The organism is Mesorhizobium loti R88b (assembly GCF_013170845.1).
Lineage (GTDB): Bacteria > Pseudomonadota > Alphaproteobacteria > Rhizobiales > Rhizobiaceae > Mesorhizobium > Mesorhizobium loti_B.
Genome location: NZ_CP033367.1, coordinates 4984187 through 5008340, shown reverse-complemented (window position 1 = coordinate 5008340; position 24154 = coordinate 4984187). Strand labels below are relative to the sequence as shown.

Here is a 24154-nt window from a genome sequence, read left to right as displayed (position 1 = left end):
TGGCGTTTGTCCCAATCACAGTGACTTATGGCCAGCATCCAGCGAACGACGGCAAAGCTCTTCTACTACGCGCGAAACGTCATGCGCGACATCGCCCCCCAGGCGTTCTTTCGACGACGATTGGCGGACCGCCTCGAAAAGGCGGCCCAATCGGACGAGGCCGTGCGCCGGCGGCTGAATTATTACAACAAACTGCAGGATTCCTTCTCACCCAGCCCGGACGCCGTGCGTATCGACAATCTGCCGTCGACACGCAGCATGTACTATTACGACCTGAAAGAGTTTGCCCGCTACTTCGATCCCGGATTGCGCCTCGACCTGGAATTTGGCGATGTCATCGGGGTGCCCAAGGTCCCGTCATTCGTCAAGAACCGGCCGATCCACGCCGACAATGGCAATGCCCTCATCATGAAGTTCAACAAGTTCCGGCACTTCCACATGCCTGCGGACGCCGTCACGTTCGCCGACAAGCTTCCGGCGGTGGTCTGGCGCGGCGACCTCAACAATCCGATCAGGACACGGTTTCTCGACGCGGTGCGCGACTTGCCGTTCTGCGATGCCGGGGCACACAAGCCAGATGCACCGGCGCGGTATAGCAAGCCCTTCCTTAGCATCAGCCAACACTTGCGCTACCGCTACATCGTCTCGCTCGAGGGCAATGACGTGGCGACCAATCTCAAATGGATCATGAATTCGAACTCGCTCTGCCTTATGCCGCCGCCGACCTACGAGACGTGGTTTGCGGAGAGCCAACTCGAAGCCAATGTCCACTACGTGCCGCTCGATCCGGATTTCGCCGATCTCACTGATAAGGTCAGCTATTTCGAAAAGCACCCGGCCGCGGCCGAACGCATCGTTGCCTCGGCCAACGCTTACTGCCGCAAATTCTCCAATGAATGGTCCGAGCAGGCGATCTCGCTGCTCGCGCTCTACAAGTACTTCGTCCTCAGCGGCCAGATTATCCCGGACGCAGCAATCTGGCGTTACATAATGGGATAGCGGCCGACGCTGTCGAGGCCCGCATACTACACGCTGCTCCGGTCGATCACGAGATCGGCGGCGCCAAAACGATCCTTCACTGTCAGCTGCTGGTGCCAGTAGGGGTAGAGCAGGGGCGGCCTGCTGACCGCGTCCAGGCGTTCGCGCTCTTCGCCCGAGAGTACCAGGCTTGCGGCCGCGAGATTGTCCTTGAGCTGCGCATCGTTGCGAGCGCCGATCACCAGCGAGGAGACGGCAGGGCGGCCGAGCAGCCAGGCAAGTGCCACCTGCGCCGCCGATACGGCGCGAGCCTTGCCGATCTCGACAAGCACATCGACGATCCGCCAGAGGCGTTCCTCGTCGCGGATCGGCGGCTCCGACCAGCCGGCGAGCTGCCGCGCGGTCGGGCTGTCGCGATGGTATTTGCCGGACAGCAATCCGCCGGCGAGCGGGCTCCAGACCAGCACGCCCAGCCCCTGGTCGACCGAGATCGGCAGCAGTTCATATTCGGCCTCGCGAGCCTCCAGCGTGTAGTGGATCTGCTGGGTGACGAAGCGCGGCTGGTGACGGCTGTCGCTGATGGAGAGCGCCTTCATCACCTGCCAGCCGGAATAGTTGGAGCAGCCGACGTAACGGACTTTGCCCTGGGCGACGAGCGTGTCGAGCGCCGCGATGGTTTCCTCCAGGGGTGTCACGCCGTCCCATTCATGCAGGAAGTAGATATCTATGACATCTGTCTTCAGCCGCTTCAGGCTCCTCTCGCATTCGCGGATCAGGTGATAGCGCGACAGGCCTTCGTCGTTGGGCCCGCTGCCGATCCGCATGCGTGCCTTGGAGGCGATCAGCACGTCGCCCTTGCGCTTGCCGCCGAGCGCTTCGCCGATGATCTCCTCCGACAGGCCGTTCGAATAGACATTGGCGGTGTCGATGAGGTTGATGCCGGCGTCGATGCACATGTCGATCATCCGCTTGGCTTCGGTAAGATCGCTGTTGCCGACCGCGGCGAAGGGGCCTGCCCCGCCGAAGGTCATGGTGCCCAGGGTCAGTGTCGAAACCTTAAGGCCGGAACGGCCAAGGGTGCGGTATTCCATGTCAGTCCTCGCGATTGTGTTGAATTGGGGCGCCACGAAAGGGCAGCCCGGAATGCGACCGGGGATTTGTAGGACAATTCGGCCGATTTGTCGCCATGCAAAGATGGTGGATCGATCACGCATTGCGGAATCCGCAGCCGCGGCAATCGCGCCTGGGCTGCAATAAAACCGTCACTGCCGGCCTATATTGAATTCGGCTAAGGTGTTTCCATTCCAGGCCGCTGGCCAGCAATTGCGGCGCCGTACGGGAACCGACAGGGCTTGCAAGCGGAGCAACTGATATGACCGAGCTAAAACAGAATTCTCCTGCCAAGGATTGGCTTGAGGCCGAACTCGCCGACACGCTCGACGAAGATTATGAGCTCGAAATGTCGGAGCCGGCGCTGTCGATGGAGATCGCCAAGATCTACAAGAACTCGCATCCGCCTTCGATCGACCGCATGCAATATTTTCGCGATTTGATCAGCCTGCAGTCCGAATTGATCAAGCTCCAATCCTGGGTCGCCTATCACAAGAAGAAACTGGTGGTGATTTTCGAAGGCCGCGATTCCGCCGGCAAGGGAGGCGTCATCAAGCGCATCACCCAGCGGCTCAATCCGCGCATCGCCCGTGTCGTGGCGCTGCCGGCGCCGACCGAGCGCGAGAAGTCGCAATGGTATTTCCAGCGCTATGTCCCGCATCTGCCGGCCGGCGGCGAGATCGTGCTGTTCGACCGCTCCTGGTACAACCGCTCAGGCGTCGAACGGGTGATGGGTTTTGCTTCCCACGACCAGGTCGAGGAGTTTTTCCACGATGTGCCGGAGTTCGAGCGGATGCTGGTGCGCTCGGGCATCACAGTCGTGAAGTACTGGTTCTCGATCACCGACGAGGAACAGCAGATGCGCTTCCTGATGCGCATCCACGACCCGATGAAGCAGTGGAAGCTGTCGCCGATGGATCTGCAGTCGCGCGTGCGCTGGGAGCAGTACACCAAGGCTAAGGAAGAAACCTTCGCCCGCACCAACATTCCCGAGGCGCCCTGGTTCATCGTCGAAGGCAACGACAAGAAGCGCGCGCGGCTGAACTGCATGGACCATCTGCTCAAGCAGGTGCCGTATGAAGAGGTGCCGCACGAGGAGATCACGCTGCCGGAACGCGTCTTCAATCCCGAATACGAGCGCCAGACACTGCCACGCGAGCTTTACGTGCCGGAGAAGTATTGAGCCTTGGAAGGGGCGCCGTCTCTAGGCTGGCGCCCCGTTGTCATGGCTATGTCCGACTGATGACCACATGCATCGCGTGCGGCGAGGCGACCTGTTCACTGCATTGGTAGCCGAGCTTCGGCAGGTCGAGGCCTGCCAGAAGATTTTCGCCGCCGCCAAGCAGCACAGGCGAGATCGCGAGATGCATCTCGTCGAGAAGTTTCTCCTGCAGGTATTGCCTGATCGTCGCGACGCCGCCACCAACCCGTACATCCTTGCCATCAGCCGCAGCCTTCGCTTGCTCAAGTGCCGAACTGATGCCCTCGGTCACGAAGTAAAAGGTCGTGCCGCCTTCCATGACGATAGGCTCACGCGCATGGTGCGTCAGCACGAAGACCGGCACGTGATAGGGCGGATTGTCGCCCCACCAACCCTTCCAGCTTTCGTCCTTCCAGGGGCCGCGGATCGGGCCGAACATGTTGCGCCCCAGGATCCAGGCGCCGACATTTTCGAAGCTGCGCGCCGCGAAATCCTCGTCGACGCCGGAGGCGCCCCCTTCCTCGCCGAACATCTTGCGGAAGGTGCGGGTCGTGAAGGCCCATTTGTGCAACGCTTTCCCACCGACGCCGAGCGGATTCTCCAAATCCTGATCGGGACCAGCGCCATAACCGTCGAGCGACAGGGTGAACGCGTTGACACGCAGCTTGGACATGAAGGCCTCCTAACCAATTATGTCTGCAATCGGTTTTGTTGTAGCAAACCGATTGCAGGTCGCAAGCGGTGGTCCTCACGATGCAGACACGTCCTGACACCGTCACCAAATGACGTCCGCAATGTTGCGTGGCGATGCGCTGGGGTAGCCTGGTGGCTGCCGGAGCAGACGCAATATCAGGCTATTCGCCGGTGAGTTCCATGAAGCGGATATGGTTGCTGAACGGATCGATGACCTCGACCGTCAGCCGCCCGTCCTCGTGCTCGAGGCCAGGCTTCATGTAGCGGTAGTCCTTGGCCGCAAGCTCCCGATGAAAGTCGCGAATGCCTTTCGTGTACACAACCATGTTGCCGCCCGGCGTCGCGTCGCCGGCATGTTCGGACAGGTGCAGGACAAGGTTTGCGCGTGAGACCTGCGTGTACAGCGGGAAGTTCTCGCCGTATCGGTGCTCCCAGTCCACGCTGAACCCGAGATAGCCGAGATAGAATTCGTGCGCCTTGGCGACATCGAAGATACGCACGATCGGTGCTGTCCGTTCAAAGACGATCATCTCCTGCCGGGCGGGCGGCGCTTCGATCTTGGCCGAAAGAATGTTCCAGGTCGCCAGTCCGAACTGGCGTGCGACGATCTCCAGGGCCTCGCTGTGGCTGATCGTCAGGTCGCTGGCGGCAAGCGCCTCCCGCATGGCTTTCGCCATGGTCTTTGCATCATGATAGGCAAGCATGTCCGTTTCCTCGGGTCACGGCGAAGTCTTCGTCAGTGCCCGCATTGCCGACGCCTTCGCCTGACGGTGAAACGGGTCAGGAAGCATCCTCTGGAGGCGTTCGCCATACCTCCTGCCGAGGTGCGGGCTGCCGGCCGCCTCCGGCCGTGCCGCAATCATAGCCGGGTCACGCTGATCTTGTCAGCGCGAAAATCGGATGGATTTGCCGAATGCCGCACACTCTCGGTAGCAAGGGCCACGCGCCAAGGGGCGAAACGCTATTCCATCGACAGGATGAGATTGCGCACGACTGGATAGATTTCGCGCTCCCAACGCTTGCCGTTGAAGACGCCGTAGTGGCCGACATTGGCCTGCAGGTGATGACGTTTGAGATGCGGACGCAGTGACCGGCACAATTCATGCGCGGCCGAGGTCTGGCCGAGTGCGCAGATATCGTCGCGACCGCCTTCGACGGTAAGCAGCGCTGTGTTGCGGATCGCACCCGGGTCGACCAGGCTGCCACGGAAAGTGTATGTCCCGGTGGCCAGCTCAGCTTTCTGGAACACGCGATCTATGGTTTCGAGATAGAATTCCTCGGTGAGGTCGAGCACCGCCAGATACTCGTCATAGAAAGTCTTGATCTTCTCGGCCTCGGCGGTCTCGCCGGCCGCCAGATGATCGTGCAGTTTGCGGTGGGCCTTGTTGTGGCGATCCATGTTCATAGCCATGAACGCCGCAAGTTGGAGAAAGCCGGGATAGACCCTGCGTCCGCCGCCGGCATGGCGCGAGGGTACATGCGAGATGACCGAATTCTGGAACCAGGCAAGCGACTTGCTGACGGCAAATTCATTGACCTTGGTCGGACTTTCGCGCGGATCGATCGGTCCCGCCATCAACGTCATTGATCGTGGAGTCGCCGGATGGCCATCCTCGGACATGATGGCGACAGCGGCAAGCGCCTGGACGCAGGGTTGGCAGACGGCAAGTATATGCGCACCCGGACCGATCGCCTCCAGGAAGCGAATGATGTAGTCGACATAATCGTCCACTCCAAAGCGTCCGGCGACAAGCGGCACGTCGCGGGCATTGGCCCAGTCGGTGACATAGACTTCGTGATCTGCCAGAAGCGTTGCCACCGTGCCGCGCAGCAGTGTCGAGAAATGGCCCGACAGCGGGGCGATCACCATCACCCGTGGCTGGCGCGTATCCATATCCTTGGCGAAGCGCAAAAGTTTGCCGAATGGCAGGTCGAGCGCTGTCTCGACGCCGACCGGCACGTCGCGATTGCCCACTTTGACGGTACCGATATCGAAATCCGGTCGCGCATGGGTGAGCTTGAAGCGGGCAATCATCTCCAGCCCGGCCACCAGGCGTTGTTTCACGCCGTCGCCTGAAAGCAGGCTGCCCATCGTCGAACGCATGAGATCGGCGAAAAAGCGCGTTGGCGCGATGAGATCGTCCTGTAGCTGATAGGCCTGGTACAGCATCGAATGCGTCCCGTTCCGAGGCAGTCATGCGGCAGTGCAAAATAATTAGTGCAAAATTTTGTGCATTGCGAGAGGATTGTTGCCGGCAAAGGGCTCGGAGGGTCGGCGGGATGACAAAGACGACATGAGCAAGGCGCTAGGGAGTAAACTCTCGCGGGCCAACGCGCCGGCGGCCAAAGCGACGTTGACGATCTCGTCGAAGAACTATTCGTCCTGGTCGCTGCGCGGCTGGCTGCTGTGCCGCATGGCCGGGCTGGAGTTCGAGGAAAAACGTGTCGACATCGATGATCCCGAACAGCGGCAGGAGTTGCTGTTGTTGTCGCCCTCGGTCCTGGTGCCGAGGCTGACCCATGACGGGGTGACGGTTTGGGACACGCTGGCGATCGCCGAATATCTGGCTGAGACGATGCCGGCGGCGGGGCTCTTGCCGGCCGACCGTATCGCACGTGCGCATTGCCGCGCCGTGTCCGGCGAGATGCATTCGGGTTTTCACAATCTGCGCTCGGCGCTGCCGATGAGTCTGAAAGCCAAGCACCGCAGCTTCAAGATATTTTCCGGCGCGCGCCCGGACGTGGAGCGGATCAAGACCATCTGGTCCGAATGCCTTGGGGCCTATGGCGGTCCATGGCTGTTTGGAGCATCGCCAACCGTGGCCGATGCGATGTACGCGCCGGTATGCACGCGCTTTCGCACCTATGCGGTCGAGCTCGATGCGCCGCTCGCCGCCTATTGCGACACCGTCTTCGACTGGCCGCTGATACAGGAATGGACGCAAGACGCATTGGCCGAGCCCGAGGACATCATCGAACTGGACGTGGAGTTTTAAGTTCAGGCTGGAACCGGTTGTCGCTGCACGATGCCCGGTTTGCGACGCGGCTAACCCTTCAGCAATTCCGCCACCTCAGGCGCGAAATAGGTCAGGATGCCGTCGCAGCCGGCGCGCTTGAAGGCGAGCAAGCTCTCCAGCATCGCCTTTTCGCCGTCGATCCAGCCATTCGCGGCGGCGGCCTTGATCATCGAATATTCGCCCGACACCTGGTAGGCGAAGGTCGGCATCTGGAATTCGTCCTTCAGCCGGCGGATAATGTCGAGATAGGGCAGGCCGGGCTTGACCATCAGCATGTCGGCGCCTTCGGCGATGTCCTGCTCGGCCTCGCGCACCGCCTCGTCCGAATTGGCATGATCGATGTAGTAGGTCTTCTTGTCGCCCTTGAGCAGGCCGGCGGTGCCGACCGCCTCGCGATAGGGGCCGTAGAAGGCCGAGGCGAACTTGGTCGCGTAGGACATGATCGCCACGTCCTGAAAACCGTTGGCGTCGAGCGCGTCGCGGATGGCGCCGATGCGGCCGTCCATCATGTCGGACGGCGCGATGATGTCGGCGCCGGCCGCTGCCTGGATGACGGCCGCTGCCGCGACCTGTTCCACCGTTTCGTCGTTGACGATGATGCCGTCGCGCAAAATGCCATCATGGCCGTGGCTGGTGAACGGGTCGAGCGCGGCATCGGTGATGATACCGATCTCGGGCACCGCGTCCTTTATGGCGCGGGTCGCACGGTTGATGATGTTTTCCGGGTCGAGGATGTGCGAACCGATCTGGTCACGTAAGGCCAGTTCGACATTGGGGAAGGTGGCGATGGCCGGAATGCCAAGCTTTGCCGCGCGTTCAGCTTCCTTGACGGCGAGGTCGAGCGACAGGCGGAAAACACCGGGCATGGCGGCGATCGGCTCGCGCACTTGCTTGCCCTCGACGACGAAGATCGGCCAGATCAAATCGTCGACCGTAAGGCGGTTCTCCTGCACCAGGCGGCGCGACCAGTCGGCCTTGCGCATGCGGCGCAGGCGGCGGCTGCCGGTGATGTCGTCGACGCTGCGCGCGCCGGCTGGCTTGGTTAGTGTGAATTTGTTCATCGCCAAAACTCTCTTTCGGCGGCTTTTACCACGAGCTCCTGCCGCAGACCAATGCGACACGTTTGTGCCAGCGGGCGAAGCCGCCACAGGACACCAGGAGCGCTGTCACCCATGCCTGTCCGCTCAGGGCTGACCATTCCCTGAAAGAATCTGCGCCGCGCCGTCAATTGCCACACGGAAGGCCTCGTCGAAGCTGACGCCACGCACCTGCCAGCGATAGGTCTTGCCGTGATCGGCCAGTCGCCAATCGGCGATCCAGCCGAGCTCCTTGTCGCTCCATACGATGCTGCCGACGAGCGCTTGGGACCCACCGGCCTGTTTGGCCAGCCGATCCAGCCTTGCCAAGTCGGCGGTACGCAGCGCGTCTTCGCCCAAGTCGGCTAGCTGCGCAGCCTTCGGAAATGCGACATGCATCAACAGCGGTCCGGTGGCATTGGCGAAAGATTCGCGCATCGTTTCGCCACGCGTCTCCTCGGCGCTCAGGACGAAATGCCGAGCGCCCTGTTCGGTGGAGAGAAAGACGGCGAGCGTCGGCCGCTTGGCAAGCCAGGGCCTGCTGCCGAGCGACGTCAGCACCTTGTCGATCACATCAGGCTTGTAGAGGCAGGTGAGATCGTGCGGCCGGTCATGCGTGCCTTGCTCGTCATGGATCGGGATGCCTTCCAGCCGATCATGGTAGCGGAAAGAATCGACAAAGCTGCCGGCCTTGTCGCGCAGAGCCGCCATCTCGGGTTTCGCAAGCAGCCGTTGATCGCCCGAAACCCTGACCAGAACCCGGTCCAGGCAGTCCCTGAAGCCTAGCTGGCGGTTCTCTTCGCCCTGGCCGGTGACGATGGTCCGCGACTGGTAGAGATCGTCCAGCGTGATGGCGACTGCAGCGCACGGTGCAAAGCCAGCAATCACAAGCCCGACCGTCAAACGTACGGAACGAAGAAATCCGGACATGGCCAACTGTCCCCCCGAAGCCGTCTGCGCTCACGGTATCGGCGCTTCGCCTGCAACGGCAGCGACCTTCGTAGCATCGGCCACGGCCGTGCGCCAAGACCGCGGGAACAGACTGCTGCCATTGACGCACCCATGCGCCGCCTTTAGCACTTCAGTCCCGCAGGCGCGGGGGAGGGATTCTCTGGCGATGGATTTTGGCGGCGGCGACGAGATCCGCTTCGAGCGGCTGGGCCGGGCCGGCGTCGTCACGCTGACGCGGCCGAAGGCGCTCAATGCCATCACGCACAACATGGTCAAGGCGCTCGGCAAGGCGCTCGATGCCTGGGAAGAGGACGCGAGCATCAACGTCGTCGTCGTCAAGGCCGAGGGCAGGGCGTTTTCCGCCGGCGGCGATATTCTGCAGGTCTACGAGGCTGGCCGTGCCGGCAAGGCGCCGGTCGATTTCTTCGCTGATGAATACAGGCTCAACGCCCGCATCGCCCGTTTCAAGAAGCCCTATGTCGCGCTGATCGACGGCATCGTCATGGGCGGCGGCGTCGGCATCTCCTTCCATGGCTCGCATCGCATAATGACCGAGAATGCGCAGTTCGCCATGCCCGAGGTCGGCATCGGCTTCTTCCCCGATGTCGGCGCCAGCTACCTGCTACCGGATCTCGGCGGCAGTTTCGGCATGTATCTCGGGCTCACTGGAGCGCGTATCCGTTATGGCGATGCGCTGTGGTCTGGCCTTGCCACGCACACGATCAAGGCCGCCGACCAGGCAGGGCTGCTCGATGAACTGGCAACCAGCAACGACCCGAACGCCGAGTTGCGCGATTTCTTCGTTCCGGCCAAACGCGAGACGCAACGTCAGGATCTGGATTCGATCGCACGCCATTTTTCAAAAGGCACGCTTGCCGGCATCATCGCCAGTCTCGAGGACGCAGCCGGCGGCGATGCCTTTGCCGAGAAGACACTGGCGATGATGAGAAGCCGCTCGCCGACCAGCCTTCACGTTGCCTGGCGCGAGGTCTGTGCCGGCCAGACGCTGTCAATGGACGACTGCATGAAGATGGAGTTCCGCATTCTTAACCGCATGCTCGCCGGCCATGATTTCTACGAGGGCATCCGCGCCGCCATCATCGACAAGGGCTCGACGCCGCAATGGCGGCCGGCGAGCCTGGATGCGGTGAGCGCGGCCGATATCGATGCCTATTTCGCTCCGCTCGGTGAACGGGAGCTCGAACTGTGAGCGAGGTGACGTCGAGACGCATCGTGCTGCAGCCGTCGACGGTCGAGGTGATCTTCGCCTGGTTCCAGCGTGTCATCGCGGGCTACTGCCTGTTGTTCGGCATCCTGTACTGGATAAAGCTGATCGGCTTTTATCCAGGCTCGCTCTGGCGCTTCGATCTGATGCCTGTGCACTGGCAGGTGGCCGCTGTGATGCTCGCCGTGTTTTTCCCCTTTGCCGCGGCCGGGCTGTGGATGCTCGCCTCCTGGGGGCCGGTTATCTGGTTCATCTGCGCGGTCACCGAGACTGTCATGTATGCCGGTTTTCCCGAGCTTTTCGGCCATCGGCTGCTGATCGTCGTCTCGCATGCGGCGGTGGCGCTGCTCTACATCGTCTTTCGCGTCGTCATCTGGCTGCAGAAACGCCCTGTACGGCACTAAGCTGTTGATGGCATTGGCGACTTGGCAAACGCCGGATTTCAGCCCTGCGATATCTGCCTAAGCCTTTAGGTTAATTATCCTTACTCGGGTGACCGTTCGTTAAGCGTCTTCCGAAACCTATTACTGGTAAGCTCTTGTTAGCCCTAGCGTTTAAGTCGAATTTTATGAGTATTCGATAGTGTCGCGATCAAGGTGAAAAACAAAAAATCACCAGGGCGACAAACGAGAGGCAAAGACAATGATCAATTCGCGTCCGGCGGCGAAGACCGCCAACGTATCCGACGATCGCCGCGAGGCTATCCGTTCCCTGTACATGGAATCGCTGCAGCTCGTCGAGCGGCTGCATCGCCGCCTGCTTGACGTGATCAAGGACGAATTCGACCGCAACGGCCGTTCCGACATCAATGCCATCCAGGCGCTGCTGCTCTTCAACATCGGCAATTCCGAACTGACCGCCGGCGAGCTGCGCTCACGTGGCTACTATCTCGGCTCGAACGTGTCCTACAATCTGAAGAAGCTGGTCGATCTCGGCTTCATCAACCACCAGCGCTCGCGCATCGACCGCCGTTCGGTCCGCGTTTCGCTGACGCCGAAGGGCAACGAGGTGGCTGATGTCGTCGCCGGTCTCTATGAGCGCCATGTCGGTTCGATCGAGCAGGTCGGCGGCATCAACACCGACGAATTCAAGCAGATGAACCGCGCCTTGCAGCGGCTCGACCGCTTCTGGAACGATACCATCGCCTACCGGATGTAAGATCATCCGTATCGGATCTGGCCCGCGCCACAGAAGCGCGGCCGAAACATCGACCTCCAGCCAGACCGGTGCCGAAAAGCACCGGTCTTTTCTTTTCGAGCGGACGGCCGAAGCAAATTGCGGGCCAAGGCCACGTTGCCGCCATATTCCAATGGAACCGAGGACGCCGGTGATGCTGCGGTAAAAGCCGTTCGTTCACCCGGAACCTGTATCGAGCCTCGCGCGTTTGGGGCCTGTCTGATACGGACATGGTTGGCTAATTGTTAAGATTGCCAATTCTAGAGTGCGGGCAAGATCGCCCCTTGATCGAACGCTACAAGAATGTCTGGAACGTCCATGAAAACCAGCCGCCGTTTTTTCCTGTCCGGAGCCTCCGCCATCGCCGCCGCCATGGTGGCTGGTCGGGCGAATGCGCAGGATGTGATCGGGGATATCCTGAAATCCTCGGCCCGTGGCAATTGGGACGACCAGTTCGACGCCCGCGCCAGCGAAGGCGGCAAGGTGGCCTCGACGCTGCCGATCTTCAGCACGCAGACCGTTGCGTTCACGGAGCAGGCGGTCGCGCAATATCAGAACATCGTCGGGCAGGGCGGCTGGGTAGACGTTCCCGCGACCAAGAAACTGCAACTCGGCGTCGATGACCCGGATGTGGTGCCGCTGCGCAAGCGCCTGATGATTGCAGGCGACCTGTCGCAGAGCGCCGGCATTTCGACGGCCTTCGATTCTTATGTCGACTCGGCGGTCAAGCGCTTCCAGCTGCGCCATGGCCTGCCCGCTGACGGCTCGATGGGCAAATACACTTACGCCGCGATGAACGTTTCGGCGCAGATCCGGCTTGGCCAGTTGCAGACCAATCTGCAGCGGCTGAAGGAGAAGGCCGGCACGCTGGGTAGCCGCTATGTGCTAGTCGACATTCCGGCGGCGCAGGTCGAAGCGGTCGAGAACGACCGTGTCGTGCTTCGCCACACCGCGATCGTCGGCAAGATCGATCGCCAGACGCCGATCGTCAATTCCAAGATCAACGAGATCATCGTCAATCCCTACTGGAACGCGCCGGTCTCGATCGTGCGCAAGGACATCATTCCGCTGATGCGGAAGGATCCCAATTATCTCAAGAACAGCCATATCCGCCTGTTCGCGCCGGATGGCAGCGAAGTCGATCCGATGAACGTGGACTGGTCGACCGACGACGCCGCCAAGTACCGGTTCCGCCAGGATCCCGGTTCGGAAAACGCCATGGCATCGGTGAAGATCAATTTCCCGAGCCCCGATGGCGTCTACATGCACGACACGCCGCAGCAGAGCCTGTTCGGCAAGATGTTGCGCTTCGATTCCTCGGGCTGCGTGCGCGTGCAGAACGTGCGCGACCTCGTCACCTGGATCCTGCGCGACACGCCCGGCTGGGATCGCCAGCATTTCGAGGCGGCGATCAAGACCGGCGAGAACACGCCGATCCAGGTTACCAATCCGGTGCCGGTGCACTTCCTCTACCTGTCGGCCTGGTCGACCGGACCCGGCGTGGTCCAGTTCCGCGACGACGTCTACGCGTTGGATGGTGCCAGCGAGCTACAGATCACCTCTTCGCTCTAAGCGGCTGATAGTTTTGTGGAAAAGGCGGCCGAATGGCCGCTTTTTTTGTTGCGGAAGAGGTTAAATCAGCCGCTGGTTGACCAACCGTGCCACCGCTTGCGCGCGGTTGACGGCGCCGAGCTTGCGCTTGGCATTGTCGACATGGAAGCGCACCGTCGCTTCGGCAATGCCGAGAATGACCGAGATCTCCCAATCCGTCTTGCCCTCGGCGACCAGCGCCAGGCTGTCGCGCTCACGCACCGTCAGCCGAACGGTGGCGGCGGGCGGTGGCATTGTCAGGCTCATCAGCCGTTCGGTCAGCACGAGACCGGCCATCTGGATGGCAAAACTCTCGTCTGCCGTGAAGTCGCGTTCGTGGAAGCCGAGATGCAGCGAGGCAATGGCGCCGTCGGCGCCATAGGAGGTGGAGCACAGCGCGTCATTGATCCCGGCCTCGCTGAGCGCCTCCCAATAGACGCCGAACTGGGCGCGGTCGCGCGGGGCAAAGTCGGAGAAACGGTAGCGCGTACGGCTTTCGCGGATCGCGCCCAGCAGCGGGTTGCACTCGAAGCAGACATAGTCGAATGCCGGGCTGCCCGGCCAGTTCGCCGGCGCCAGCCGCGTGATGAAGCCGCCGGCCGCCCAATGGCTGGCCGAAGTCAGCGTCGCGGACGGTCTCCGGTAGAGGCGGGTCTGCAGATAGGAAGCGCCGAAGGCTTCCATCGCCGCGAAATAAGCGGTGCTTGCGCCCTCGGCCGTTGCCGACGCCAATGCTGCTTCGGCATGTGCTATGATCCGTGACAGCATAGATCGAACCCCCGCTCGCCAGCCGTAACGCAGCGTGGCACAGCCGAGTATGACCCGCAAGGCTGCCAGCCGGCGAAAGCCGTCTGTCAACCCCGCGCTATCGGGAGGTTGATGCTGGACTATGCTCGCGTATCCAGAAAAGCAGCGGCGCTGGCTTTCGAAATTCACGCCCGAAAGTTCGAGCAATCGGCGCTCCGCATACGCACGTCGACCGGGGGGCCGGCGTGCGGCCGGCCACCTGGTGCCCCTAGGCAGCCTTGCGCTGACGCCAGGTGCCGGCCTTTTTCTGACATCGGCTGCCTGCTGGCCACTCGGTTTGCTGTCCTCTCGGCGATCGCTGCGCCGGCGCTGTCTGGACGCGACGTCTATGATTGCGCATGGTCCGGCAACCAGCCGGAATCGGACCATGCAAACCGCCATCTTCATTCTCGTCGTGCTCGTCTTCGTCGCCGTTTCCGGCGCGCTGGTGCGGTTGGTGCGGGTGCCGCTGCCGGTCCTGCAGATCGCCATAGGCGCCGCACTCGCATGGCCGGTGCGCGGCATTCATGTCGAGATCGATCCGGAACTGTTCCTGCTGGTGTTCATTCCGCCGCTGCTGTTCAGTGATGCTTTTGGCGCGCCCAAGCGTGAGCTGATAGCATTGCGCGGGCCGATCCTCGACCTGGCCATCGGCCTCGTCTTCTTCACCATCGTCGGCTTCGGCTATGCCTTGCACTGGCTGGTGCCGAGCATTCCGCTGGTCGTTGCTTTCGCTCTCGCGGCAGTGCTGTCGCCGACCGATGCGGTGGCCGTCTCCTCGATCGTCGACAGGAATGTCGTTCCGGCGCGGCTGATGCACATTCTGGAGGGCGAGTCGCTGCTCAACGATGCCTCGGGCCTGGTCATGTTCCGCTTTGCCGTCACGGCGGCATTGACCGGCAGCTTTTCCTTTGCCGCGGCCTCGTTGAGTTTTCTCTATGCCGTCGTGGTGGGCATCCTGGCCGGCGTAGCGGCGTTGTTCGTTGCCGCCAAGGCGCTGCAACTCTTGAACCGCATCGGCGGCGTCCCGGCCGAGGCGCAGGTGCTGATCACCATTCTGCTTCCCTTCGTCGCCTATCTCGGCGCCGAGCATTTCGAGGCCTCGGGCATCCTGGCGGCTGTGACCGCCGGCCTCTTGACCGGGAGCACCGGCATATTCCGCTTTCTCGGCGTCTCGGCACGCATGCAGACGATCTCCTTGTGGACGACGTTTTCCTTCGTCTTCAACGGCGCGCTGTTCATCGTGCTCGGCCTGCAGCTTCCCGAAATCATCCGCAAGGTGCCGCCGGAGCTCACTGGCCACTATCCCATCCTCCAGCCGGTGCTGACTGTGGTGGCGCTGACTTTATGCCTGATCGCGCTCCGTTTCGTCTGGATCTGGGTTGGCGACATCGGGGCGGCGCTCGCCGCACGGCTCGGCAAGCGTGAGGTCGAGCCGTTCGGCCTGCGCGTGCGGCTGGCCGGCTCGGTGGCGGGCGTGCGTGGCGCCATCACGCTCGCCGGCATATTGTCGCTGCCGCTGGCCTTGCAGGACGGGTCGCCATTCCCTGCGCGCGACCTGGTCATCTTCCTCGCTGCCGGCGTCATCATCTGTTCCCTGGTGATCGCGAGCCTTGCCTTGCCGGTGATCGCGCGCGGGCTGGTCGAGCCAGGCGAAGACGTCGGCGCTGCCGAGGAACGCTTGGCGCGTGTCAATGCGGCGAAGGCCGCAATTGCCCACATCGAGAGCATGGCGAGCAGCAGCGACGACGATGACGGCGAGGTGCCCGGCGCCAGACTTGTCGCCGCCGAAAACATCGTCGCCGGATACCGGCGCCGCATAGCCACCTCCGACGCGGCCGATGAAGCCAGAGCCGAGGCGCGCGAGGCCGGGCGGGTGGAACTCGAAATGCGACTTGCCGGCATCGAGGCCGAGCGCACGGCCGTGCGCGACATGGTCCGCAGTGGCCAGATCAACGACTATACCTCGCGGGCGTTGTTTACCGAGATCACGCTCACCGAAGCCTTGCTCAGGGGGCGGCAGGAGCGGAAATAGCCGGTTCTGGTCTGCCTTTGCCGCAAACCGGCCAGCAAATTTCGCGCTGCAAACGTGGCGGGTCGAAAACAACTGTGTTAATGGCGCGGCAATGCAGGTCGCCCAAAAGTGTGCAGCGGTTTTGGGTCGGCGATATGCATAAACAAATTGCCCCCGAACCGGAGGATTTTCAGGCCATGGCAACAGCAGCGGCAGCGTCGAACAAATTCGAATCCTTCTTCGAAACAACGCTGGAAGACGCCGATCCGGAGATTTTCGGCTCCATTCGCAACGAGCTCGGCCGCCAGCGTCACGAGATCGAGCTGATCGCGTCGGAGAACATTGTTTCCCGAGCGGTGCTCGAGGCGCAGGGCTCGATCATGACCAACAAATACGCCGAGGGCTATCCGGGCAAGCGCTACTATGGCGGCTGCCAGTTCGTCGACGTGGCCGAGGAACTGGCCATCGAGCGGGCGAAAAAGCTGTTTGGCTGCAATTTCGCCAACGTTCAGCCGAATTCCGGCAGCCAGATGAACCAGGCGGTGTTCCTGGCGCTGTTGCAGCCCGGCGATACGTTCATGGGCCTCGATCTCAATTCCGGCGGCCATCTCACCCATGGCTCGCCGGTCAACATGAGCGGCAAATGGTTCAAGGTCGTCTCCTATGGCGTGCGCAAGGAGGATCACCTGCTCGACATGGACGCGATCGAGAAGACCGCGCACGAAACCAAGCCGAAGCTGATCCTGGCCGGCGGCACCGCCTATTCGCGCATCTGGGACTGGAAGCGGTTTCGCGAGATCGCCGATGCCGTCGGCGCCTATCTGATGGTCGACATGGCGCATATTGCTGGGCTCGTCGCCGGCGGTGTGCATCCGTCGCCACTGCCGCACGCGCATGTGGTGACGACCACCACGCACAAATCGCTACGCGGCCCGCGCGGCGGCATGATCCTGTGCAACGACGAAGACATCGCCAAGAAGATGAACTCGGCGGTATTCCCCGGCCTGCAGGGTGGCCCGCTGATGCATGTCATCGCCGCCAAGGCAGTCGCCTTCGGCGAAGCGCTGAAGCCGAGCTTCAAGATCTATGCCGAGAGCGTCGCCGCCAACGCCAAGGCGCTGGCTTCGAGCCTCAAGGAGACGGGCCTCGACATCGTCTCCGGCGGCACCGACAACCATCTGATGCTGGTCGATCTCAGGCCCAAGAATGCCACTGGCAAGCGCGCCGAGGCAGCCCTTGGCCGCGCCAACATCACCTGCAACAAGAACGGCATCCCCTTCGACCCGGAAAAGCCCTTCGTCACCTCGGGCGTGCGGCTCGGCACGCCTGCGGGCACCACGCGCGGCTTCGGCCAGGCCGAGTTCCGCGAGATCGGCAAGCTGATCGCCGAAGTGCTGGATGGGCTCAAGGTCGCCAATTCCGACGAAGGCAACGCCGCTGTCGAGGCAGCGGTCAAGGCCAAGGTCGTGGCGCTGACTGACCGCTTCCCCCTCTATCCTTATCTCGGTTGACCATCCTTATCTCCGGTTGACCGGGCGCGAAGCGTCATCTTTATTCGCCGGCAATGCGCCACCCCTGATCGGGTGGCGCATGGAATTGGAGAAAATGATGATGCTTGGTTTTCGTCTTGCCCCACTTGGTGTTGTCGGTTGGCTTGCCTTTTGCGGGTCAGCTCCGGCGCAGACGCAGCCGGCTCCGGACATGCCGGCCATGAGCACCTTCGGCAGATGGACAACCATGGTCGATACGCTCGACACCGGCCAGGATGCACACAAGACCTGCGCGGCTTCGACGGCCTTCTTCGATGCGAGTGGCAATTCGGGCACGCTGACGCTGTCGATCTCGACCGGCGATGCGCTGCCTCCGAATGCCTATCCGGCCGTCATGTTCACCGTCGACAACAGGACTCTGCCGACCGGCAAGAAGATCGCGGCGACGTTCGGCGATCCCGGCGTCAAGGTTTCGGCCACGATCTATTCCAACGAGGGTGTCATCGGCCGCCCCAGCTGGACGGTCGACAATCAGGCCAAGACCCGTCTCGCGCTGCTGCGCGCCATGCGCCAGGTCACGTCGCTCGATGTGACCTTTGGCAAGGTGGCTGTCGCCAGCATACCGATGGACGGCTTCACCAAGGCCTACCGCAACCTCGGAACGTCCTGCGGCTTCCCAACCAAAGACGTCGCGCCGTGACGCAGGCGGCCGGATCGAGATAGGGACCGCGGATGGATATTGTCTGGAAGGGTGTGATCGGCGGGCTGGTGACGGCGCTGATCGCTTGGGCGTCGAAGCGAGGCAATGTCCTGCCAGGAATATTGCCACTGGCGCCCACTTTTGCCGTCATTGCCTTGCTCGCCGTCGGCGCCAAGGGTGATCCGGGCGGCTTCCGCGATGCCTGCCTTGCCGGCGTAAAGACAATTCCCGCCTATCTTGCCTTCCTCGGCGCCTGCTGGTTGTTCGTCGACAAGGTTGATTATCGCCTGGCTGTCGCCGGCGGCATCGCGGTCTGGCTGGTTGCCGCGCTGGCAATCTTCCTCGCGCCTCGCTATCTCTGATGCGGCAGGCTGTCCAGGAGACGGAACGACTTCAATCCCGGCAGGAAAGGCTCTAAGCCTTTCGCCTCACCAGATTCGCGAACCCAAGGCTTTTCATGCGCTGTCCCTATTGCCAGTCCGAAGATACGCAGGTGAAGGATTCGCGCCCCGCCGAAGACGGCGCGGCGATCCGCAGGCGGCGTGTCTGCCCCGATTGCGGCGGCCGTTTCACCACCTTCGAGCGCGTCCAATTGCGCGATCTGGTCGTCGTCAAGAAATCGGGGCGAAAAGTGCCGTTCGATCGCGACAAGCTGCTGCGCTCGGTCGAGATCGCGGTGCGCAAGCGCAATGTCGACCCCGAGCGCATCGACCGCGCGGTGACCGGAATCGTGCGCCAGCTGGAAAGTTCCGGCGAGACGGAAGTGGCCTCGGGCGAGGTCGGCAAGCTGGTCATGGAAGCGCTGAAGTCGCTTGATGATGTCGCTTATGTGCGCTTCGCCTCGGTCTACCGCAATTTCCGCGAGGCCAAGGACTTCCATGAGCTGCTGGGCGAACTGAAGGGCGACGAAGACAAGAGCAGTGAAGAGGAAGCCGGCTGAGCATGGCGGTATCGCAACGCAGCGAGGCTGAACAGGCAGCCCTTGATCGCCGTTTCATGGCCGCCGCTTTGCGGCTGTCACGCAGGAATGCGGGCCGAACCTCGACCAATCCTTCCGTAGGCACCATCATCGTGCGCGATGACGGTGCGGGGCCGATGATCGTCGGCACGGGTGTCACCGCGATCGGCGGCCGGCCACATGCCGAGACCGAGGCGCTGGCGGAGGCGGGCGAGCTCGCGCGTGGGGGCACGGCTTACGTCACTCTGGAGCCGTGCGCTCATCACGGTCGTACGCCGCCTTGCGCCAATGCGCTGGTCAATGCCGGCATTGCGCGGGTTGTGGGTGCGGCCAGCGATCCCGATCCGCGCGTCTCCGGCAAGGGTTATGCCATCTTGCGCGCCGCCGGCATCGAAGTGGTCGAAAAGGTGCTGGCGGCGCAAGCCGCCGAGCAGATGGCCGGTTATCTCATTCGGTCGCTGAGCAAGCGCCCGGAAGTGATTCTGAAGCTTGCGCTTTCCAGCGACGGCAAGATCGGCAGAGGAGGCGCCGGCCAGGTCGCGATAACAGGCGATATCGCACGCCGGGAGGTCTACCTGATGCGAGCCGAGGCCGACGCCATTCTGGTTGGCATCGGAACGGCGCTGGAAGACAATCCGGCGCTGACGGTCCGTCTGCCGGGGTTGGAGAACCGTTCGCCGGCGCGCATCGTGCTCGACCGGCAGATCAGACTGCCGGAGAACTCGAAACTGGTCTCGGGCGTGGATCGCGTGCCGCTCTACATCGCCGCGTGCCTGGAGGCCGATCCGCAGCGCCGGGCAGCGCTTGAGCGCGCCGGTGTGCGCTTCATCGGCACCGAAACGCACGAAGGCGGCGTGGCATTGCCGGAACTACTCGAGGATCTGGCGGCGCTCGGCATGGCAAGCGTGTTGGTCGAGGGCGGCGCCAAGGTGGCGAGCGCTTTCCTGGCCGATGGGCTGGTCGACCGCATTGTGCTGTTCCAGGGGCCGGAAGCTATCGGCGAGGACGGCATTGCATCGCCTGTTGACGCTGACCATATCCCGGCTGGATTTCGCAAGCTGCGCGAGATGCGGTTCGGCGAAGACAGCTATGCCGAGTGGATAAGGGATATCTGATGTTTACCGGAATTGTCACCGATATCGGCACCGTAGCTAGTGTCAAGCCGCTGAGCGAAGGCGTCGGCCTGCGCATCGATACTGCCTATGACCCCGCGACCATCGCCATCGGCGCCTCGATCTCCTGCGGCGGCGTCTGCCTGACGGTGACGGCGTTGCCCGACAGCGGCTCGAACGCCCGCTGGTTCGAGGTCGAGGCCTGGGAGGAAGCCTTGCGGCTGACCACGGCCTCGAGCTGGAAATCCGGCACCAAGGTCAATCTCGAGCGGGCGCTGAAGATCGGCGACGAACTTGGCGGCCACATCGTTTCAGGCCATGTCGACGGCACCGCCGAGATCGTCCAGCGCAAGGATGAGGGTGACGCAGTGCGCTTCACGCTGGAGGCGCCCCGCCATCTGGCGAAATTCATCGCCCCAAAAGGCTCCGTCGCGCTCGACGGCACCTCGCTCACCGTCAACAAGGTCGATGGCACCCGCTTCGACGTGCTGCTGATCCACCACTCGCTGACCGTGACCACCTGGGGCGAGCGCAAGGCCGGCGACCGCGTCAATCTCGAGATCGACACCATGGCCCGCTACGCGGCGCGGCTGGCGGAGGCGGCGAAAGAGGGGCTCTGAAGTCTGCTGGTTCGCCCGTTCCAAGGCGCCTCATACGCTTACCGCCAATCTTCCGCTTGCGATCAACCCGGCTTCGGCCTAAGTCACCGGCAACCCCCCGGAGACTTTCATGGCTGGCACATCCCAACACGGCAAAGCCTTCATTCGTCCGAAGACGAAGGCGCATCTGCTCATCATCGAAGCGCGCTTCCATGACGACCTTGCCGACGCGCTGCTCGACGGCGCGACAAGCGCGCTCGATGAAGCGGGCGCGAGCTACGACGTCGTCACCGTTCCAGGTTCGCTCGAAATTCCTGCAGTGATTACCTTCGCGCTGGACGGCGCGGCGGAAGGCGGCACGCATTACGATGGTTTCGTTGCGCTCGGCAGCATCATCCGTGGCGATACCTACCACTTCGATATCGTCGCCAATGAATCCAGCCGCGCGCTCATGGACCTGACCGTGCAGGACTCGGTCTGCATCGGCAACGGCATCCTGACCACCGAGAACGACGCACAGGCATGGACGCGGGCCAAGCGCTCGGAAGGCGACAAGGGTGGCTTTGCCGCGCGTGCGGCGCTGACCATGATCGCGCTCAAGGAACGACTGGGAGCGCGATCGTGAGCGAACCCGCTTCGCCCGGACAGCCGGCCGTGCGTCACGCCAACAAGCGCGGCGCTGCCCGTTTGGCCGCCGTGCAGGCGCTCTATCAGATGGATGTTTCCGGCAGCGGCGTCTTTGAGATCACCGCCGAATACGAGGCGTTTCGCCTTGGCAAGGAAGTCGACGGCGCACTCTATCGCGAGGCGGATGCCCAGTGGTTCCGCGCCATCCTGGCAGGCGTCGTCGAGGACCAGAAGAACATCGATCCAATCATACGCCAGGCGCTTACCGAGGACTGGCCGCTGTCGAGGCTCGATTCAACGCTGCGCGCCATCCTGCGTGCCGGCGTCTATGAACTGATGAAGCGTGAAGACGTACCGGTGGCGGTCATCGTTTCGGAATATGTCGACATCGCCAAGGCCTTCTACGAGGAAGACGAGCCGAAGCTGGTCAACGCCGTGCTCGACCGCGTTTCACGCCGGGTGCGTGGCGAAGGGCGCGGCAAGGACGCATCGTGACGTCAATCGCCGTCGAGGCCGGCAAGGAGGCGCGGCGCACCGCGCTGATCCTCGCCGCCTCGCAGGCGATTATCGGTTCGGCCGCCCCTATAGCCATCTCCATGGGCGCATTGGCCGGGCAATATCTGCTCGGTGCCGACAAGTCGCTGGCGACGGCGCCGATCACCGGCTTCAACATCGGTGTGGCGCTGGGTGCGTTGCCGGCCGCGGCCATCATCCGCAGGCTGGGCCAGCGCGGCGGCTTCATGACCGGAACCGTCATTACCGCCCTTGGCGGCCTGGTCGCCACCCTGGCACTGTTCCACAGCAGCTTCTGGCTGTTCGCCTTCGGCCTGCTCGTGATCGGCGCCGGCGGCGCCTTCGTCCAGCAGTTCCGCTTCGCCGCCGCCGACAATGCGCCGCCACAGTTCAAGGCTCGCGCCATCTCCTTCGTGCTGGCCGGTGGCATCGTCACCGCCATCCTCGGGCCGCAGATCGTCATCTTCACCCGTGAATTGTTCGCGCCGGTGATGTTTGCCGGCTCGTTCATCTCCATCCTGCCGCTGGCCGCGGTCGGCGCCATTATCCTGTCGTTCCTGCGCCTGCCGGCGAAGGCCGCGAACAAGGTTGATATTACCGAGGGTGATGCCAGGTCCCTGGCCGAAATCGTCACCAAGCCGCGCTTCGTCGCCGCGCTGTTTTGCGCCGTCGGCAGCTATGCGCTGATGAGCTTCGTCATGACCGGCGCGCCGCTGGCCATGGTCGGCTGCGGCCTGTCGGAAAATGACGCGACGCTCGGCATCTCCTGGCACGTCATGGCGATGTTCGCGCCGAGCTTCTTCACCGGCTCGCTGATCCATCGCTTCGGTGCCGAGCGCATCGTCGCCATCGGTCTGATCCTGCTCATGGGCTGCGCCATTGTCGCTTTGTCGGGTCTGGCGCTATGGCACTTCTGGACGTCACTGATCCTGCTTGGCCTCGGTTGGAATTTCGGCTTCATCGGTGCCACCGCCATGGTGGCTGCCAGCTACCGGCCGTCGGAAAAGGGCAAGGTGCAGGGTTTTCACGACTTCGTCCTGTTCGGCTCCGTCGCCTGCGCGTCGCTGCTGTCGGGCATGGTCTACAACGCCTGGGGCTGGGAGATGCTGAACTGGATGATCTTTCCGGTCACAGTGCTGTGCCTCGTGGCGCTTGGCGCGCTCAAGATGACGGCTTCGCCCAAGGTCAGCACCTGATCACCAAATCACGACCGACCTGACAAGATGTTGTCAGGATTGCTTCGGCCGAATTTGCCGATCTGACACAAAATTATTGCGCCTCTACCTATTGTTATGAAACCGTGTGCCCCGACTGGCCGTTGAAGCCATGCTCATATGCGGCCACCGCGTTCCGGTTCACAGCAAGGGGTTTTCACGATGTTTTCAGTCAAGGTTTTCGCCAGCGCGGCATTGGCGCTGGCCATCACGGCGGCTTCCGCCAATGCCCAGGTGGTCGTCTCCTCGAAGATCGACACCGAGGGCGGCGTGCTCGGCAACATCATCCAGCTGGTGCTGAACGCCAACAACATCAAAACCACCGACCGCATTCAGCTCGGCGGCACGCCGGTGGTGCGCAAGGCAATCACCGCCGGCGAGATCGACATCTATCCCGAATACACCGGCAACGCCGCTTTCTTCTTCGAGAAGGCGGATGACCCGGTATGGAAGGATGCCGCCAAGGCCTATGAGACTGCCAAGAAACTCGACTATGACGCCAACAAGATCGTCTGGCTGTCGCCGGCCCCGGCCAACAACACCTGGGCGATCGCGCTGCGCAAGGAAGTGACGGATACCAACAAGCTCGTCACGCTGTCGGAGTTCGGCAAATACGTCTCGGGCGGCGGCAAGGTCGTGCTGGCGGCTTCCGCCGAGTTCGTCAATTCGGCGGCAGCCCTTCCGGCCTTCCAGACCACCTACGGCTTCACCTTGAAGCCGGACCAGCTGATCACGCTCTCGGGCGGCGACACGGCGGCGACCATCGCCGCGGCCGCCAACCAGACCAGCGGTGCCAACGCCGCCATGGTTTACGGTACTGACGGCGGCATCGCGCCGTCCGGTCTGGTCGTGCTTGAGGACGACAAGGGTGTGCAGCCAGTCTACCAGCCAGCGCCGATCATCCGCGAATCCGTGCTCAAGGAACATCCCGAAATCGAGACGCTGTTGAAGCCGGTCTTTGCCAAGCTTGATCTCGTCACGTTGCAGGAACTGAACGGTCGTGTGCAGGTCGGTGGCGAGCCGGTCAAGGGTGTCGCCGAGGACTTCCTGAAGAAGAACGGCTTTCTGAAGTAGGACGATTCCGGCGTGCCGCTTGAGTGGCGCGCCGGACGACCGACTGGGGG

The 24154-nt window shown here is 62.5% G+C and carries 25 protein-coding genes; 18 read left to right on the top strand and 7 right to left on the bottom strand.

Going from position 1 to position 24154, the window contains the following annotated elements; genetic code table 11:
• Positions 1-27: 27 nt before the first annotated feature.
• Complete coding sequence (locus EB235_RS24595; protein WP_027028496.1) at positions 28-999, top strand: glycosyl transferase family 90; 972 nt, start codon at positions 28-30, stop codon at positions 997-999.
• 26 nt (positions 1000-1025) lie between these two features.
• On the opposite strand, the gene EB235_RS24590 is transcribed toward EB235_RS24595, so the two are convergent.
• The gene (locus EB235_RS24590; protein ID WP_027028497.1) at positions 1026-2069 is read right to left on the bottom strand and encodes an aldo/keto reductase; all 1044 of its coding nucleotides are present in this window, start codon (positions 2067-2069) and stop codon (positions 1026-1028) included.
• A gap of 281 nt (positions 2070-2350) precedes the next feature.
• On the opposite strand from EB235_RS24590, the gene ppk2 reads away from it, so the two are divergent.
• Positions 2351-3271 (top strand): polyphosphate kinase 2, encoded by a 921-nt coding sequence (gene ppk2, locus EB235_RS24585; RefSeq protein WP_027028498.1) that lies wholly within the window; start codon positions 2351-2353, stop codon positions 3269-3271.
• A gap of 46 nt (positions 3272-3317) precedes the next feature.
• On the opposite strand, the gene EB235_RS24580 is transcribed toward ppk2, so the two are convergent.
• The 3 genes from EB235_RS24580 to EB235_RS24570 all read right to left on the bottom strand — a co-directional run bounded on the left by EB235_RS24580 (position 3318) and on the right by EB235_RS24570 (position 6152).
• Positions 3318-3962: a dihydrofolate reductase family protein gene (locus tag EB235_RS24580; protein ID WP_027028499.1), complete on the bottom strand. Its 645-nt coding sequence runs from the start codon at positions 3960-3962 to the stop codon at positions 3318-3320.
• A gap of 181 nt (positions 3963-4143) precedes the next feature.
• Positions 4144-4686, bottom strand: coding sequence for a glyoxalase superfamily protein (locus EB235_RS24575; protein ID WP_027028500.1), 543 nt, complete (start codon positions 4684-4686; stop codon positions 4144-4146).
• A 257-nt stretch (positions 4687-4943) separates the two neighbouring features.
• Positions 4944-6152, bottom strand: a complete 1209-nt coding sequence (locus EB235_RS24570; protein WP_027028501.1) for a polyhydroxyalkanoate depolymerase — start codon at positions 6150-6152, stop codon at positions 4944-4946.
• A 124-nt stretch (positions 6153-6276) separates the two neighbouring features.
• Between EB235_RS24570 and EB235_RS24565 the strand changes: the two genes are divergently transcribed.
• Positions 6277-6978, top strand: a complete 702-nt coding sequence (locus EB235_RS24565; RefSeq protein ID WP_051429833.1) for a glutathione S-transferase family protein — start codon at positions 6277-6279, stop codon at positions 6976-6978.
• A 50-nt stretch (positions 6979-7028) separates the two neighbouring features.
• Here the strand turns inward: EB235_RS24565 and hemB are convergent, their stop codons facing one another.
• Positions 7029-8060 carry a porphobilinogen synthase gene (gene hemB, locus EB235_RS24560; protein ID WP_027028503.1) on the bottom strand — a complete coding sequence of 344 codons (1032 nt, stop codon included), beginning with the start codon at positions 8058-8060 and terminating at the stop codon, positions 7029-7031.
• 123 nt (positions 8061-8183) lie between these two features.
• Entirely contained in the window at positions 8184-9005 is an 822-nt protein-coding gene (locus EB235_RS24555; RefSeq protein ID WP_027028504.1) for a DUF2066 domain-containing protein, read from the bottom strand.
• A gap of 187 nt (positions 9006-9192) precedes the next feature.
• Here EB235_RS24555 and EB235_RS24550 point away from each other — a divergent pair, with 187 nt between their 5' ends.
• The 4 genes from EB235_RS24550 (at position 9193) to EB235_RS24535 (ending at position 12999) form a co-directional block, all read left to right on the top strand.
• Positions 9193-10236 carry an enoyl-CoA hydratase/isomerase family protein gene (locus EB235_RS24550; RefSeq protein ID WP_027028505.1) on the top strand — a complete coding sequence of 348 codons (1044 nt, stop codon included), beginning with the start codon at positions 9193-9195 and terminating at the stop codon, positions 10234-10236.
• Positions 10233-10655 carry a DUF6163 family protein gene (locus EB235_RS24545; RefSeq protein WP_027028506.1) on the top strand — a complete coding sequence of 141 codons (423 nt, stop codon included), beginning with the start codon at positions 10233-10235 and terminating at the stop codon, positions 10653-10655. Before EB235_RS24550 ends, EB235_RS24545 begins: the two co-directional genes overlap by 4 nt.
• Before the next feature lie 238 nt (positions 10656-10893).
• A complete protein-coding gene (gene ldtR / locus EB235_RS24540; protein ID WP_013896002.1) occupies positions 10894-11409 on the top strand; it encodes a transcriptional regulator LdtR in 516 nt (171 codons plus the stop codon).
• 336 nt (positions 11410-11745) lie between these two features.
• The gene (locus tag EB235_RS24535; RefSeq protein WP_027028507.1) at positions 11746-12999 is read left to right on the top strand and encodes a L,D-transpeptidase family protein; all 1254 of its coding nucleotides are present in this window, start codon (positions 11746-11748) and stop codon (positions 12997-12999) included.
• Positions 13000-13059: 60 nt separating this feature from the next.
• Here the strand turns inward: EB235_RS24535 and EB235_RS35140 are convergent, their stop codons facing one another.
• A complete protein-coding gene (locus tag EB235_RS35140; protein WP_051429547.1) occupies positions 13060-13785 on the bottom strand; it encodes a helix-turn-helix transcriptional regulator in 726 nt (241 codons plus the stop codon).
• A gap of 406 nt (positions 13786-14191) precedes the next feature.
• On the opposite strand from EB235_RS35140, the gene EB235_RS24525 reads away from it, so the two are divergent.
• From EB235_RS24525 to osmF, 11 genes are all read left to right on the top strand, one after another.
• Complete coding sequence (locus tag EB235_RS24525) at positions 14192-15838, top strand: Na+/H+ antiporter (protein WP_027028508.1); 1647 nt, start codon at positions 14192-14194, stop codon at positions 15836-15838.
• Between the two features lie 176 nt (positions 15839-16014).
• Positions 16015-17328, top strand: coding sequence for a serine hydroxymethyltransferase (gene glyA / locus EB235_RS24520; protein WP_027028509.1), 1314 nt, complete (start codon positions 16015-16017; stop codon positions 17326-17328).
• Positions 17329-17527: 199 nt separating this feature from the next.
• Positions 17528-18007, top strand: coding sequence for a hypothetical protein (locus tag EB235_RS24515; protein ID WP_245268725.1), 480 nt, complete (start codon positions 17528-17530; stop codon positions 18005-18007).
• Between the two features lie 32 nt (positions 18008-18039).
• Complete coding sequence (locus EB235_RS24510; protein ID WP_027028511.1) at positions 18040-18369, top strand: GlpM family protein; 330 nt, start codon at positions 18040-18042, stop codon at positions 18367-18369.
• A gap of 95 nt (positions 18370-18464) precedes the next feature.
• The gene (gene nrdR, locus EB235_RS24505) at positions 18465-18947 is read left to right on the top strand and encodes a transcriptional regulator NrdR (RefSeq protein WP_027028512.1); all 483 of its coding nucleotides are present in this window, start codon (positions 18465-18467) and stop codon (positions 18945-18947) included.
• A gap of 2 nt (positions 18948-18949) precedes the next feature.
• Positions 18950-20080: a bifunctional diaminohydroxyphosphoribosylaminopyrimidine deaminase/5-amino-6-(5-phosphoribosylamino)uracil reductase RibD gene (gene ribD, locus EB235_RS24500; RefSeq protein ID WP_027028513.1), complete on the top strand. Its 1131-nt coding sequence runs from the start codon at positions 18950-18952 to the stop codon at positions 20078-20080.
• A complete protein-coding gene (locus tag EB235_RS24495; protein ID WP_032925311.1) occupies positions 20080-20697 on the top strand; it encodes a riboflavin synthase in 618 nt (205 codons plus the stop codon). The genes ribD and EB235_RS24495 overlap by 1 nt, the downstream gene beginning before the upstream one ends.
• Positions 20698-20806: 109 nt before the next feature.
• Complete coding sequence (gene ribH, locus EB235_RS24490; protein WP_027028514.1) at positions 20807-21301, top strand: 6,7-dimethyl-8-ribityllumazine synthase; 495 nt, start codon at positions 20807-20809, stop codon at positions 21299-21301.
• Positions 21298-21798 (top strand): transcription antitermination factor NusB, encoded by a 501-nt coding sequence (gene nusB, locus EB235_RS24485; RefSeq protein WP_027028515.1) that lies wholly within the window; start codon positions 21298-21300, stop codon positions 21796-21798. Before ribH ends, nusB begins: the two co-directional genes overlap by 4 nt.
• Positions 21795-23012 carry an MFS transporter gene (locus EB235_RS24480; protein ID WP_027028516.1) on the top strand — a complete coding sequence of 406 codons (1218 nt, stop codon included), beginning with the start codon at positions 21795-21797 and terminating at the stop codon, positions 23010-23012. The genes nusB and EB235_RS24480 overlap by 4 nt, the downstream gene beginning before the upstream one ends.
• 180 nt (positions 23013-23192) lie before the next feature.
• Positions 23193-24104 (top strand): glycine betaine ABC transporter substrate-binding protein OsmF, encoded by a 912-nt coding sequence (osmF, locus tag EB235_RS24475; RefSeq protein ID WP_027028517.1) that lies wholly within the window; start codon positions 23193-23195, stop codon positions 24102-24104.
• Positions 24105-24154: the final 50 nt, after the last annotated feature.

Bases quoted from the DNA above. Each gene is read 5' to 3' on its own strand.
- EB235_RS24595 (WP_027028496.1), top strand. From the start codon at position 28: ATGGCCAGCATCCAGCGAACGACGGCAAAGCTCTTCTACTACGCGCGA.
- EB235_RS24590 (WP_027028497.1), bottom strand. From the start codon at position 2,069: ATGGAATACCGCACCCTTGGCCGTTCCGGCCTTAAGGTTTCGACACTG.
- ppk2 (WP_027028498.1), top strand. From the start codon at position 2,351: ATGACCGAGCTAAAACAGAATTCTCCTGCCAAGGATTGGCTTGAGGCC.
- EB235_RS24580 (WP_027028499.1), bottom strand. From the start codon at position 3,962: ATGTCCAAGCTGCGTGTCAACGCGTTCACCCTGTCGCTCGACGGTTAT.
- EB235_RS24575 (WP_027028500.1), bottom strand. From the start codon at position 4,686: ATGCTTGCCTATCATGATGCAAAGACCATGGCGAAAGCCATGCGGGAG.
- EB235_RS24570 (WP_027028501.1), bottom strand. From the start codon at position 6,152: ATGCTGTACCAGGCCTATCAGCTACAGGACGATCTCATCGCGCCAACG.
- EB235_RS24565 (WP_051429833.1), top strand. From the start codon at position 6,277: ATGAGCAAGGCGCTAGGGAGTAAACTCTCGCGGGCCAACGCGCCGGCG.
- hemB (WP_027028503.1), bottom strand. From the start codon at position 8,060: ATGAACAAATTCACACTAACCAAGCCAGCCGGCGCGCGCAGCGTCGAC.
- EB235_RS24555 (WP_027028504.1), bottom strand. From the start codon at position 9,005: ATGTCCGGATTTCTTCGTTCCGTACGTTTGACGGTCGGGCTTGTGATT.
- EB235_RS24550 (WP_027028505.1), top strand. From the start codon at position 9,193: ATGGATTTTGGCGGCGGCGACGAGATCCGCTTCGAGCGGCTGGGCCGG.
- ldtR (WP_013896002.1), top strand. From the start codon at position 10,894: ATGATCAATTCGCGTCCGGCGGCGAAGACCGCCAACGTATCCGACGAT.
- EB235_RS24535 (WP_027028507.1), top strand. From the start codon at position 11,746: ATGAAAACCAGCCGCCGTTTTTTCCTGTCCGGAGCCTCCGCCATCGCC.
- EB235_RS35140 (WP_051429547.1), bottom strand. From the start codon at position 13,785: ATGCTGTCACGGATCATAGCACATGCCGAAGCAGCATTGGCGTCGGCA.
- EB235_RS24525 (WP_027028508.1), top strand. From the start codon at position 14,192: ATGCAAACCGCCATCTTCATTCTCGTCGTGCTCGTCTTCGTCGCCGTT.
- glyA (WP_027028509.1), top strand. From the start codon at position 16,015: ATGGCAACAGCAGCGGCAGCGTCGAACAAATTCGAATCCTTCTTCGAA.
- EB235_RS24515 (WP_245268725.1), top strand. From the start codon at position 17,528: ATGAGCACCTTCGGCAGATGGACAACCATGGTCGATACGCTCGACACC.
- EB235_RS24510 (WP_027028511.1), top strand. From the start codon at position 18,040: ATGGATATTGTCTGGAAGGGTGTGATCGGCGGGCTGGTGACGGCGCTG.
- nrdR (WP_027028512.1), top strand. From the start codon at position 18,465: ATGCGCTGTCCCTATTGCCAGTCCGAAGATACGCAGGTGAAGGATTCG.
- ribD (WP_027028513.1), top strand. From the start codon at position 18,950: ATGGCGGTATCGCAACGCAGCGAGGCTGAACAGGCAGCCCTTGATCGC.
- EB235_RS24495 (WP_032925311.1), top strand. From the start codon at position 20,080: ATGTTTACCGGAATTGTCACCGATATCGGCACCGTAGCTAGTGTCAAG.
- ribH (WP_027028514.1), top strand. From the start codon at position 20,807: ATGGCTGGCACATCCCAACACGGCAAAGCCTTCATTCGTCCGAAGACG.
- osmF (WP_027028517.1), top strand. From the start codon at position 23,193: ATGTTTTCAGTCAAGGTTTTCGCCAGCGCGGCATTGGCGCTGGCCATC.